Below are 12,295 nucleotides of genomic sequence, written 5' to 3'. Positions count from 1 at the left end.
TCTCGTTCTCGAGGATGGAGAAGACCTTGGCGTCGACATCGTCACGCCTACGTCTTCTGGAGACCTCTTGAACATCACGCCTCTCGTGTGGATCATCACGATCGCCGTCACGATCGCCTTCTTCGTGTACGAGTTCTTCGCCCACGTGCGAAAGCCCCATGAGCCGACCATCGGCGAGTCCGCCCGCTGGTCCGCCTTCTACATCGGCCTCGCGCTGCTGTTCGGTGTCGGCATCGGCACCGTGTCCGGCTGGACCTACGGCGGCGAGTACTTCGCCGGATACCTCACCGAGAAGGCCCTGTCGATCGACAACCTCTTCGTCTTCCTGATCGTGATGACCGGCTTCGCCGTGCCGCGCATCTATCAGCAGAAGGTGCTGATGATCGGCATCGTGATCGCGCTGATCATGCGCGGTGGGTTCATCGCGCTCGGCGCCACGCTGATCGAGAACTTCTCGTGGATCTTCTACCTGTTCGGCGCCCTGCTGCTGTTCCTCGCCTACCGACAGGCCTTCGCGCACGGCGAGTCCGACCCCGCCAACGGCCGCTTCATGCGGTTCGTACGCCGCGTCCTGCCGGTGAGCGACGAGTACAACGGCGATCGCCTGACCGTGCAGCGCGACGGCAAGCGCTTCTTCACTCCGATGTTCCTCGTGATCATCGCGATCGGCTTCGTCGACCTGATCTTCGCGGTCGACTCGATCCCCGCGATCTACGGTCTGACCGAAGAGGCGTACATCGTCTTCACGGCCAACGCGTTCGCCCTCATGGGTCTGCGTCAGCTGTACTTCCTCATCGGCGGTCTGCTGCAGCGCCTGGTGTACCTCGCCCAGGGTCTCGCGGTCATCCTCGCCTTCATCGGCGTGAAGCTCGTGATGCACGCCCTGCACGTCAACGAGCTGCCGTTCATCAACGGCGGCGAGCCCCTGCTGTGGGTGCCCGAGATCCCGATCTGGTTCTCGCTGGTCTTCATCGGCGCGACCATCGCCGTCGCCACCATCGCGAGCCTCATGAAGACGCGACGCGATGACAAGCGCACCGCGCTCGAGACCGAAGCCGCAGCTGCGCTCCCCGGAGCCTCGGATGCCGACTCCACGGTGACCTCCGCTTCGACCTCCGCTTCCTCCTCCGACACCGGCACCACCCACACCCAGAAGGAACACTCGTGAACCAGTCGCGCCGCTCCGACGCGTCCGCAGACCCCGACAGATCCGGCGCCCGAATGACCTCGGGCACCCCCGCACCTCGTGAGGTGACCCGCTGATGGGCGACCTCGCGGTGAACATCGCCCTGGTGTTCGTCTTCGTCCTCGTCGGCGGCGTGTTCGCCGCGACCGAGATGGCGCTCGTCACGCTGCGTGAGAGCCAGATCAACGCGATCGCCGCCCGCGGCAGACGAGGTGAGAAGGTCGCGAGCCTGGCTCGCAACCCGAACACCTTCCTCTCGGCGGTGCAGATCGGCGTGACGGTCGCCGGCTTCGCGTCGGCGGCATACGGTGCGACCTCGATCGCCCCGTCGGTCGCGCCGCTGCTCGAGAACCTCGGCGTCGCGGCGCCGCTGGCCTTGACGCTGGCGACCGTGCTGCTGACGCTGGTGATCGCGTACCTCTCGCTCGTGCTGGGCGAGCTGGTGCCCAAGCGCCTCGCGATCCAGCGCAACGCGCAGTTCGCGTACGCGGTCGCGCCGGTGCTCGACGGCTTCGCCACCGTCATGCGGCCCGTCATCTGGCTGCTCTCGGTGTCGACGAACGCGGTGGTGCGCCTGCTCGGCGGCGATCCGCACAAGGCCGCCGACGAGCTCAGCGAGGAAGAGCTGCGCGACATCGTCGCGACGCATCAGAGCCTCCCCGACGATGAGCGACGCATTCTCGACGACGTGCTGTCGCTGCGTGGCCGCCAGGTGAGCGAGGTCATGCGGCCTCGTCCGGAGGTCGTCGCACTCGACGGTGCGGCGACGCTGGCCGAGGCGATCTCGCAGGTCAGGGAGCTGCCGTTCTCGCGGTACCCCGTGATCGACGCGTCGCTCGACGACATCGTGGGCTTCGTGCACGTGCGCGATCTCTTCGAGGCCGCAGCCGACGACGCGACGCGCGAGGTGCTCGGCCTCATGCGCCCGGTCGAGTACGTGCCGTCGACCGCGGGCGTGCTGCCGACCCTGACCCGCATGCGGGCGGCCGGGCACCAGATCGCGGTCGTCGTCGACGAGTACGGCGGCACCGACGGCATCGTGACCCTCGAGGACCTCGTCGAGGAGGTCGTCGGCGAGATCTTCGACGAGTACGACACGGAAGACCGGATGCAGGATGCCGGCGGTGCTCTCGACGGACGCCTGAACCTGCAGGACTTCGCCGAGATCACCGGCATCGCCCTGCCCCGAGGCGCGTCGGACACGGTCGCCGGTTTCGTGACCGAGATGCTCGGGCGCCTCGCGGTGGTCGGCGACTCGGTCGAGGTGCCTGGGGCGACGATCCGGGTCACTGCGGTCGATCGGCGACGGATCGCCGAGATCCGGGTGGTTCTGCACGAGGACGTCGACGTCGATGCCGCCGCGGATGCCGATCCGGGCGCCTCTGCGCCGAAGGGCTGAGGCTCAGGTCTCGTTCCAGAGTCGCCGGTAGTACTCGAGCCGCTCCCGATCGGGGGCGATGCCGTAGGCCTCGATGAGCACGTCGGCCCAGCCGGGACCGAAGTTCCACTCGGTGCTCATCGAGGCGACGGCGATGTCGGCCCAGCGGTCGGCAGTGCCGAGCGCGGCGAGATCGACATGTGCGAGCGGTCGACCGGCATCGTCGAGCAGCGTGTTCGGCATGCACGCGTCGCCATGACACACGACCAGCCTGTCGGCGGGGGGCGGCTCGTGCAGATCGGCGGGCACGGTGACGCCCCGCTCTTCGGCGTTCGCGATCCTCCAGGCCGGGTCCCACGTCCAGGGGCACTGCTCGACGGGAAGCGAGTCGTGCATCGTCCGCAGGGCTGCGCCGACGGCGCGCACCGAGGTCTCCGGGTCGTCGATCCAGCGGTGGTCCACCGCACTGCGGCCGGGCAGCGCGACGGTGACGAGCCACTCGTGGGTGGCGTCCTCGCCCTGATCGATCACCTCGGGAACCGTGATCCAGTGCCTTGCCCACCGCATCCGCTCAGCCTCATCGCGCATGTTCGCCTCGGCGTCGTGCGGCCCCCACTTGATGTAGCGCCCGTCGTCGGTGCGGAATGTGACCCCGCCGATGCCGTTCAGCCACACCGGCGTCAGCGTGGCGCCCGCGGCCAGGGACCGCACGATCGGCGGGATGTCCGTCGTGGCGGATGGGATGCTCATGGGTCGCTCACCTCGTGTCTGAACGTATATCGGAATGCACGTATTTTCCCGGTTCTCGGAGGCCATGCGCGGTTAGTGTCAGTCCCGGTCGCCGTCGGCGGCCGCATCATCCATCCCACTCGACACCCAGAGGTCTTCGTGCGCGTTTCGTCTCGGTCGCAGTGGTGGCGGCGGCACGGCAGCGATGCCGACGCCGCCTCGTCCGCATCCGAGGTGCCCGGTCCGGGCGCCGCTCAGGCTGCCGCGTTCGGACTGCCGAAGGCTCCGGCGATCTCGTCGCAGGAGTCCGGTGAACGGGATCTCGACCAGTTCGTGCAGTGGATCTGGAGTGAGGACGCCGAGTCATCCGTGCCGGCATCCGCATCCGCATCCGCGCCCGACGACACCGGCGCACGCATCACCATAGAGGAGCAGTACAACATGAGTTCACTTGACGACGCCCTGCAGCAGCTGCTGGCCATCGAGGGCGCCACGGGCGCCGCGATCGTCGACTACGGCAGCGGAATGGCCCTCGCCCAGGGCGGCAACCCCTCGTTCGATCTGGGGATCGCCGCGGCCGGCAACTCGAACGTCGTGCGCGCCAAGCTCGCGACCATGAGAGACCTCGGGGTCACCGACGAGATCGACGACATCCTCATCACCCTGAGCTCGCAGTACCACCTGATCAACGTGCTCAACGCCACCGGCGCAAGCGGTCTCTTCATCTACCTGGTGCTCAACAGCGCGTCGGCGAACCTCGCGCTCGCACGTCACAAGCTGAAGGGCATCGCCGCGCAGATCGAGGTCTGATCTCGCGAGTCGCCTGGAAGGGGCGGGGCCATGACGGCTCCGCCCCTTCGGCGTGCGCGGCGTAGGCTCGGGATCGACACTGTCGACGGATGCCACACTCCTGACGTGTCGCCTGAAACTCGGAATCAGCTAAACTGACACTGAGTCGCACACGTTTCGAAGGAGAACCGCATGCAGATCCAGGGCTCGAGTGCTCTCATCACCGGCGGTGCGTCCGGTCTGGGCCTCGCCACCGCACGAACCCTCGCCGCCGCGGGCGCCGTCGTCACGATCCTCGACCTGCCGTCCTCGGCCGGAGCCGAGATCGCCGACGAGCTCGGCGGAGTCTTCGCGGGCGGCGACGTGACGAGCGCCGATGATGCCGCCGCGGCCGTCGCCGCAGCTCAGGCGGCAGCGCCGCTGCGCATCGTGGTCAACTGCGCCGGCATCGCCCCGCCGGCCAAGGTGCTCGACCGCGACGGCAACCCCGCGGTGCTCGCCGACTTCGAGCGCATCGTGCGCATCAACCTGGTCGGCACCTTCAACGTCCTCTCGCAGGCATCCGCCCTGATCGCGAAGAACGAGCCGACAGATGACGGTGACCGCGGCGTGATCGTGAACACCGCGAGCGTGGCGGCCTTCGACGGTCAGATCGGTCAGCCCGCGTACTCGGCATCCAAGGGCGGCGTGCACGCGATGACCCTTCCGGTCGCTCGCGAGCTCGCCCGCTATGGCATCCGCGTCTGCACCATCGCCCCCGGCATCATGGAGACGCCCATGCTGATGGGTCTCCCGCAGGCCGCGCAGGACTCGCTCGGCCAGCAGGTGCCGTTCCCCTCGCGCCTCGGACGCCCCGACGAGTACGCCGCCCTCGTGCAGCAGATCGTCGAGAACGGCTATCTCAACGGAGAGACGATCCGCCTCGACGGCGCGATCCGCATGGCACCGAAGTAGACCCCTGCGGCGTTCGAATCGGGCAACTCACCCGATTCGAGCCCCGGATACAGCAATTCACGCGATTCGAAACCAGAAGGCGGCCGATGAGCACACTGGCAGGCAAGACCATCCTCATGTCCGGCGGGAGCCGCGGCATCGGCCTCGCGATCGCGCTGCGTGCAGCGGCCGACGGCGCGAACATCGCGATGCTCGCGAAGACCGACACCCCGCATCCGAAGCTCGAGGGCACAGTGCACTCGGCGGCCGAGCAGATCAGGGCAGCCGGCGGGCAGGCGCTGCCGATCGTCGGCGATGTGCGTGACGACGACGACATCACCGAGGCCGTGATGAAGACGCAGGGCGAGTTCGGCGGCATCGACATCGTCATCAACAACGCGAGCGTCATCGACCTCTCCCGCTCGCTCGACCTCGGCGCGAAGAAGTACGACCTCATGCAGGACGTGAACGTGCGGGGAACCTTCATGCTGTCCCGCGCGGCGATCCCGATCCTCAAGGATGCGGAGAACCCCCACATCCTGTCGCTGTCGCCGCCCCTGAACCCCTCGCCGAAGTGGCTCGGCGCGCACACCGGGTACACGCTCGCCAAGTTCGGCATGACCATGGTGACGCTCGGCCTCGCGTCGGAGTTCGCCCGTGACGGCATCGCCGCGAACACCCTGTGGCCGCGCACCACGATCGCCACCGCCGCAGTGCAGAACCTGCTCGGCGGCGACAAGGTCATGGCCGCGAGCCGCACGCCCGACATCTATGCGGATGCCGCCTACGCCGTGCTGCTCAAGCCCGCGGCCGAGTACACCGGCCAGACGCTGATCGTCGAGGACGTGCTCGAAGCCGACGGCGTCACCGACTTCTCGCAGTACGCCGCCGTGCCGGGAACCCCCGACGACCGGCTGTTCCCCGACATCTTCCTCGACTGAGGCGCTTGTGCTCCGGCGGGATGCTCAGAACAGCAGGTAGACGGCGCCGGCGATCGTCAGGACGATCACGATGCGGTCGAACAGCACCTGGTTCATGCGCTTCGCCAGCCGGATGCCGGCCAGTGCGCCGAGCACGACGAGCGGCGCGAGCACGGCATCCATCAGCAGCACGTGCCCCTCGAACAGGCCGAGTCCCGCGAGGAACGGGATCTTGACGAGGTTGATGATCGCGAAGAACCAGGCTGAGGTGCCGAGGAACACCTGCACCGGTGTGCGGGTCGCGAGGAAGTACATCGACATGACCGGGCCGCCGGCGTTCGCGACCATCGTGGTGAACCCGCCGAGCGTTCCGTAGACGCCCGAGAGCACGATGCCGCCCGGCGCGGGCGCCACGGCATCCGCCCGATTCTGTCGCCAGCGCCGCCACAGGGTGACGGCGATCATCGCGAGAAGGATCACCCCGATCGCTCGTCGGACGATCCCGTCGCCCGCGATCGCGAGGAACGCGAACCCCGCCAGCAGCCCCGCGAGCACGGCCGGCGCCAGGCGCAGCAGAGTCGGCCAGTGCGCATGGCGGCGGTAGGTGATCAGGGCGAACACGTCGCCGACGATGAGCAGCAGGAGCATCGCGGCGGTCGACGTGCGCGCGGGCAGCACGGTCGCGAACAGGGCGATCGCCAGGATGCTGCCACCGGGCAGCGCGGTCTTCGAGATGCCGATCGTGACCGCGGCGAGGCCGAGCGCGGCCCACGCCAGGGGTGCGAGTTCGATCACATCAGCGGCGAGCGGCGGCGAGCGCTGCAGCGAATCGAGCCGAGCGCTGCTCGATGTCGGCCCAGTCGGAGGCGGCGAGCGAGGCGCCGTTCGCCAGGTCGCCACCCGCGCCGACGGCGACGGCACCGACGCGGAACCACTCGGCGAGGTTATCGGGGCTGACGCCGCCGGTCGGCATCAGCGGGGCGTCGGGGAAGGGTCCGCGCAATGCACCGAGGTAGGAGGGGCCGCCGAGCGAGGCGGGGAAGATCTTGACGACATCCACGCCGAGCTCGAGCGCGCCCATGACCTCGGTCGGGGTCATCGCGCCGGTCATCACGACGCGGCCGGTGTCGAGCATCGCGCGCGTCAGCGAGGGGAGGGTGCCGGGACTCACGAGGAACTCCGCACCGGCGTCGGCGGCGAGTGCGGCCTGCGCGGCGGTGGTGACGGTGCCGGCGCCGATGTACGCGGCATCACCGTGGCGAGCGATCAGCTCGCGGATCACGGCGGGGGCGTCGGGTGTCGAGAAGGTCACCTCGATGCCGGTCACGCCGCCGCGGATGATCGCCTCAGACGCCTCGAGCGCGAGCTCGGGGGAGGGCGCGCGGAGCACGGCGAGGACGCCGGTGGCGCGGGCGCGGGAGAGACGGTCGGACATCGGTGCTCCTTCAGTGGGGGGATCGCATCCATTCTCCCCGACCGCAACCTGTAATTACAACTGACGCGGTCGTGGCCACGCCTCGACGACGTCTTTCGACTCCTTGAGTCCCAGGCCCGTGTGCACCCTCACGAGCTTGATCGCCTGGATCTTCTGGTCGGCGGACACGAGCCGGTCGACCTCCGACGAGACGGACGCCGGCAGTGCCCCGCGCACCGACGACGGCGTCGCCGTGATCGACGAGTGCACGGCCGAGGCGTTCGACACGGCCGCGAGATGCGGGGCCGTGGTGCTGACCGACCAGTGGTCGATGCGATCCTTCGCCTCCTGCAGGCGCACGCCCGTGTGCTGCCGGTAGAGCTTGATGGCGTTGATCTTGTGCCCCGCCGCGACGAGCCGGTCGATCTCGGCGATCGCCGCGGGAGTCAGCTGCGACGCCGAGGCGGTCGACGTCGACGTGGAGGCCACCGAGCGGGCCATCGTGGGCGAAGGGGTGAAGACGTGGGGCTCGGGCGCCTGGGGGCGCATCGACCGCAGCGCTGCGCCGATGATCACCACTCCGACGACGACAGCTGCGATGACCGCGCCGACAGCGATGATGATGTCCATTCGCTCAGTCTAGGGATGCGGGCGCGCCGGCCCCAGGGCCTTCCCACCCGGCACCGCGTACCCTGGAGGTATGACCGAGACTTCCCGCACGCGCGAGACGCGCCCCGCCACGGCACCCGCGTCGTCCCGTTCGGGGGCCGTCCGTTCCACCGGCGTCGCCCAGGTGCGTCCGGCGACCGAGGGATGGACCCAGCAGAAGGATGCCGAGGGGCGCCCGCTGCTGCAGTTCGCGAGCCCCAAGCGCGGCAAGCCTCCGGTGCACCTCGCCGACCTCACGCCGGCTGAGCGCATCGAGAAGGTCAAGGAGCTCGGCCTCCCCGGCTTCCGCGCGAAGCAGCTCTCGACCCACTACTTCCGCCACTACACGTCGGATGCCGCGGAGATGACCGACCTCCCCGCCGACACCCGTGAGCAGCTCGTCACCGGCATGCTGCCGCCGCTGCTCACCGAGGTGCGTCGCCTCAAGACCGACCGCGGAGACACGATCAAGTTCCTGTGGCGTCTGCACGACGGCGCCCTGGTCGAGTCGGTGCTGATGCGCTACCCCGGTCGCATCACGCTCTGCGTCTCGTCGCAGGCCGGATGCGGCATGAACTGCCCGTTCTGCGCCACCGGCCAGGCCGGCCTCACGCGCAACATGTCGACGGCCGAGATCATCGAGCAGATCGTCCGCGCCAACCGTCTGATCGCCGAGGGCGGCCTCGGTGGCAAGAAGTCCGACGACCACTCGATGGAGCGCGTCTCGAACATCGTCTTCATGGGCATGGGCGAGCCGCTCGCCAACTACAAGCGCGTGATGGATGCGGTGCGCTCGATGGTCGCCCCGCAGCCCGACGGCCTCGGCATGAGCGCTCGTGGCATCACCGTGTCGACGGTCGGACTCGTGCCGGCGATCAAGAAGCTCGCTGACGAGGGCATACCGGTGACCTTCGCGCTGTCGCTGCATGCGCCGGACGATCACCTGCGCGACGAGCTGATCCCCGTGAACTCGCGCTGGAAGGTCGACGAGGCGCTCGATGCCGCTCGGTACTACTACGAGAAGACCGGCCGTCGCGTCTCGATCGAGTACGCGCTGATCAAGGACATGAACGACCACGCCTGGCGCGCCGACCTGCTCGCCGACAAGCTCAACGAGCGCGGCCGCGGATGGGTGCACGTCAACCCGATCCCGCTGAACCCGACTCCCGGGTCGATCTGGACCTCGTCGACCCGTGAGGCCCAGAACGAGTTCGTGCGCAGGCTCAACGACGCCGGCATCCCGACGACCCTCCGCGACACCCGCGGCAAGGAGATCGACGGTGCCTGCGGTCAGCTCGTCGCGACGACCGAGGACGAAGCGGCTTCCGCCGCGATGGCCTGAGATCCCTGACGCTCTGCGGGCCCCGACGGGGTGCGCGAGCTGTCACGGATGCCGTCTCGGAGGCCCAGTGACTCCGCCCGGGTCAGCCACGATGCGATGCGGTCGGGGCTCGCATCTTTGACGCCCAGCATCCTGGTCGTGCGCACCGAGCGGACCCCGCAGAACCGCAGCGTGCCACGGGCGACGTGCGTCTGCGCGGGCAGACCCGTGAAGGGTGTGAGGAACCACGGAGTGTCGGCGAGCAGGAACAGCCGTCCGTTGCGTGCGGGCAGCAGCCCCTCGGGAAGGCCGAGCTTCGAGTAGCGGTACTCCTGCTGAGGGAGCAGTGCCCGATCGAAGAAACCCTTGAGCAGGGCCGGCACCGACCCCCACCAGAGCGGCGTGAACACGACGACCGTCGCGGCCTCGGCGAGGGCGCGCTTGGCGTCGATGAGGTCGGGCTCGAGCTCCATGCGCTGGCGGTAGCCGAAGCGCAGCGACGGATCGAACTCGAGATCGCGCAGCGCGAGGATGCGCGCATCTCCGTGCTCTGCGGCGTAACGCCGGGCGAGCTCGGCGGTGAGTGAGCGGGCATCGGGATGGCCGTCGATGATCAGGGCGGAAGGCATGGGGACTCCTATGTTGACAGTGTCAAGCTTGGTGGACACTGTCAAGATAGGCAACAATGTTGCTTGTGTCAAGTTCTCGATCCGGGTACCACCACGGCGACCTCGCCCACGCCCTCGAGGCGGCGGCGATGCAGTTGCTCGCCGAGAAGCCGGCGGGGGAGATCAGCCTGCGCGAGGTCGCCCGCGCCGCCGATGTGAGCCACAACGCCCCGTACCACCACTTCTCCGACCGGCGTGGGCTGCTCAAGGTGCTCGCCGAGCGGAGCATGGCCGACCTCGTCGCCGCGGTGCGCGTGGCGATCGAGGCGGCATCCGACCCGGCATCCGCCGCGATCGACGGCGGTGCTGCGTACATCCGCTTCGCCGTCGAGCATCCGCACGGCTTCGACGTGATCTACGACCCGACCGTCTGCATCCCCGGCGAGCCGAGCGAGACGATGGCCCCGCTGATCGCCGAGCTCGAAGAGCTGCTGTCGACCGCATCCGTCGCCGCAGGGCTCGACAGCAAGAGCGGCGTCACCGGCGTCTGGGGGCTCGTGCACGGTCTCGGAACCCTGTGCGCCGCAGGGCACTTCTCGCTCGACGACGCGCTCGCCGCGAGCGCGGATTCGCTCGCCCGCATGCTGCGGAACTGACCGGTTCTGCGGGCGGAGCGGCGGAAGCACAGGGTTCGTGCACGTTATCCACAGGCGATGTTTCGTAGATTGTCCGGATGCAATATTCTGCTCACCGCCCCGGACGGTTCGATTCGCAGGGCCGGATCATCCTCGACAGCGACCCGAACGCTGACACGGACGACCTCGACTTCCTTCGCGAGTACGAGCCCACCGGCGCCGATCTGCAGGTGCCGGACGCGGTCGACTCTGCGCCGGCGACAGAGGGCGAGCGGGATGCCGCAGCATCTCCCGAGCCCGCGCGCGAGCCGAAGCACCGCCGTCAGCCACGTGAGCGCACACCGCGCGTGCCGGGTTCGCGACTGCGGAAGCTCGCGATCCTCGGCGGGGCCGAAGGCGAGATCCTCGACCGCGTTCCGGGCGAGACGCCTCGTTTCGTGCAGATGTTCTTCGTGCTCGCCGGCACCGCGCTGGTCTCGGCGATCTCGATGCTGTTCGCGCTCACCACGGGAGTGCAGGCCGCGATCTGGCTGGCCGTGCCGCTGGCGGTCGTCTGGGCGCTCATCATCTTCAACCTCGACCGGTTCCTGACGTCGACCATGACGTCGACGCGCAACGTCTGGAAGCTCATCGGACTCGCGATCCCGCGAGTGATCATGGCCGCGATCATCGGCTTCGTCGTCGCCGAGCCGCTCGTGCTGCAGATCTTCCACAACGACATCGCCCGCGAGGTCGCCGCCACGAACATCACGCAGGCGCAGTCCGACCAGGAGGCACTGGAGACGGGCCCCGAGAAGAAGGCGCTGGATGCGGCATCCGACCGCGTCGCCGAGCTCGAGAACCAGGCCGCCACCGGCATCGTCGCCGGCACCGACTCGTCGTCTGCGACGGAATCCGCCGCTCAGGCGACGGTCGACGACCTCACCGCCAAGATGACCGCCCAGCAGGCCGTGATCGATCAGGCCCGCATCCTGTACCAGTGCGAGCTCACGGGTGAGGGCGCGGGCACGGTTCCCGGCTGCACCGGTGTGAACGGCGAGGGCGCCAGCTCGGATGCCGCCGAGGCCCAGCTGGCCGAGGCGCAGCAGACCTACGACGCGCTCGCCGCGCAGCTGCGCACCGCCAACGAGGAACTCGCCGCCGCCGGCACCGCCGCCAAGGAGAACACCAGCACGTCGGAGACGCAGAACCGCGAAGAGGCGCAGTCGCAGCTGCCCGCCGCGCGCGACACCTACGACGCCGCGCTGAACGCGTACAACGCGCGGGCCGAATCCGTGGCATCCGGCAATGCGGGAGCGATCGGTCTGCTGAGCCAGATCAGCGGCCTCAACCGCCTGAGCGAGAAGGAGCCGACGATCCTGTGGGCGCACATCCTGATCGCCGCGTTGTTCTTCATGATCGAGCTGCTGCCGGTGCTCGTGAAGGTGCTCACGTCGTACGGCGACCCGTCGCTCTACGAGAAGGCCGCCGCGATCCGCAGGCAGGTCGCACTCGACAAGGTGACGGCCGAGGGATTCCGCGACAGAGCGGCGATCGTGACCGTGCAGTCGCAGGGGATCCAGGCGGATGCGTCGCCCGCCGAGCCGCAGACGCGGGCCGAGCGCAAGGAAGCCGAGCAGGCGGAGCAGGAGCGGGCGCAGGCCGAGGAGCGCGAGCTCGCGGAGAAGCGTGCGCAGGCCCAGACGCTCGAGGAGCAGGAGCAGCTGGTCGAGTCGCGCGCCTGAGTTCGTGTGA

At 68.8% G+C, this 12,295-nt stretch carries 13 protein-coding genes; 8 read left to right on the top strand and 5 right to left on the bottom strand.

The features are described from left to right. The first annotated feature begins 67 nt into the window (after window positions 1-67). A complete protein-coding gene (locus tag MRBLMI13_RS17945) occupies window positions 68-1,168 on the top strand; it encodes a TerC family protein (protein WP_056374495.1) in 1,101 nt (366 codons plus the stop codon). Between the two features lie 94 nt (window positions 1,169-1,262). Then, complete coding sequence (locus MRBLMI13_RS17940) at window positions 1,263-2,585, top strand: hemolysin family protein (RefSeq protein ID WP_309691644.1); 1,323 nt, start codon at window positions 1,263-1,265, stop codon at window positions 2,583-2,585. 3 nt (window positions 2,586-2,588) lie between these two features. On the opposite strand, the gene MRBLMI13_RS17935 is transcribed toward MRBLMI13_RS17940, so the two are convergent. Continuing rightward, on the bottom strand, window positions 2,589-3,314 hold the full coding sequence (locus tag MRBLMI13_RS17935) for a phosphotransferase (protein WP_367824361.1): 726 nt from the start codon (window positions 3,312-3,314) through the stop codon (window positions 2,589-2,591). A 138-nt stretch (window positions 3,315-3,452) separates the two neighbouring features. On the opposite strand from MRBLMI13_RS17935, the gene MRBLMI13_RS17930 reads away from it, so the two are divergent. From MRBLMI13_RS17930 to MRBLMI13_RS17920, 3 genes are all read left to right on the top strand, one after another. Continuing rightward, window positions 3,453-4,103 carry a hypothetical protein gene (locus tag MRBLMI13_RS17930; RefSeq protein ID WP_367824359.1) on the top strand — a complete coding sequence of 217 codons (651 nt, stop codon included), beginning with the start codon at window positions 3,453-3,455 and terminating at the stop codon, window positions 4,101-4,103. 171 nt (window positions 4,104-4,274) lie between these two features. Next, a complete protein-coding gene (locus MRBLMI13_RS17925; RefSeq protein ID WP_367824357.1) occupies window positions 4,275-5,036 on the top strand; it encodes an SDR family NAD(P)-dependent oxidoreductase in 762 nt (253 codons plus the stop codon). An 86-nt stretch (window positions 5,037-5,122) separates the two neighbouring features. Then, window positions 5,123-5,956 carry an SDR family oxidoreductase gene (locus MRBLMI13_RS17920; RefSeq protein WP_079113668.1) on the top strand — a complete coding sequence of 278 codons (834 nt, stop codon included), beginning with the start codon at window positions 5,123-5,125 and terminating at the stop codon, window positions 5,954-5,956. A 24-nt stretch (window positions 5,957-5,980) separates the two neighbouring features. Here MRBLMI13_RS17920 and MRBLMI13_RS17915 read toward each other — a convergent pair whose 3' ends face one another. The 3 genes from MRBLMI13_RS17915 to MRBLMI13_RS17905 are packed head-to-tail and all read right to left on the bottom strand — an operon-like array spanning window position 5,981 to window position 7,979. After that, on the bottom strand, window positions 5,981-6,730 hold the full coding sequence (locus tag MRBLMI13_RS17915) for a sulfite exporter TauE/SafE family protein (protein ID WP_079113667.1): 750 nt from the start codon (window positions 6,728-6,730) through the stop codon (window positions 5,981-5,983). A 1-nt stretch (window position 6,731) separates the two neighbouring features. Further along, the gene (locus MRBLMI13_RS17910) at window positions 6,732-7,370 is read right to left on the bottom strand and encodes a bifunctional 4-hydroxy-2-oxoglutarate aldolase/2-dehydro-3-deoxy-phosphogluconate aldolase (RefSeq protein ID WP_079113666.1); all 639 of its coding nucleotides are present in this window, start codon (window positions 7,368-7,370) and stop codon (window positions 6,732-6,734) included. A gap of 54 nt (window positions 7,371-7,424) precedes the next feature. Beyond that, window positions 7,425-7,979 carry a ribosomal protein L7/L12 gene (locus MRBLMI13_RS17905; RefSeq protein WP_367824354.1) on the bottom strand — a complete coding sequence of 185 codons (555 nt, stop codon included), beginning with the start codon at window positions 7,977-7,979 and terminating at the stop codon, window positions 7,425-7,427. 70 nt (window positions 7,980-8,049) lie between these two features. Between MRBLMI13_RS17905 and rlmN the strand changes: the two genes are divergently transcribed. Next, window positions 8,050-9,339: a 23S rRNA (adenine(2503)-C(2))-methyltransferase RlmN gene (rlmN, locus tag MRBLMI13_RS17900; RefSeq protein ID WP_367824353.1), complete on the top strand. Its 1,290-nt coding sequence runs from the start codon at window positions 8,050-8,052 to the stop codon at window positions 9,337-9,339. On the opposite strand, the gene MRBLMI13_RS17895 is transcribed toward rlmN, so the two are convergent. Next, window positions 9,288-9,947: an NAD(P)H-dependent oxidoreductase gene (locus MRBLMI13_RS17895; RefSeq protein ID WP_367824351.1), complete on the bottom strand. Its 660-nt coding sequence runs from the start codon at window positions 9,945-9,947 to the stop codon at window positions 9,288-9,290. The genes rlmN and MRBLMI13_RS17895 overlap by 52 nt on opposite strands. A 65-nt stretch (window positions 9,948-10,012) precedes the next feature. On the opposite strand from MRBLMI13_RS17895, the gene MRBLMI13_RS17890 reads away from it, so the two are divergent. Next, a complete protein-coding gene (locus MRBLMI13_RS17890; protein ID WP_079113663.1) occupies window positions 10,013-10,582 on the top strand; it encodes a TetR/AcrR family transcriptional regulator in 570 nt (189 codons plus the stop codon). A 77-nt stretch (window positions 10,583-10,659) separates the two neighbouring features. Next, the gene (locus tag MRBLMI13_RS17885) at window positions 10,660-12,285 is read left to right on the top strand and encodes a DUF4407 domain-containing protein (RefSeq protein WP_367824349.1); all 1,626 of its coding nucleotides are present in this window, start codon (window positions 10,660-10,662) and stop codon (window positions 12,283-12,285) included. Window positions 12,286-12,295: the final 10 nt, after the last annotated feature.

The sequence above is a fragment of the Microbacterium sp. LMI13-1-1.1 genome, from assembly GCF_040815625.1.
Taxonomy (GTDB): domain Bacteria; phylum Actinomycetota; class Actinomycetes; order Actinomycetales; family Microbacteriaceae; genus Microbacterium; species Microbacterium forte.
The sequence above is the reverse complement of the archived record's forward strand: the minus strand, read 5'-3'. Positions and strand labels throughout refer to the sequence as shown.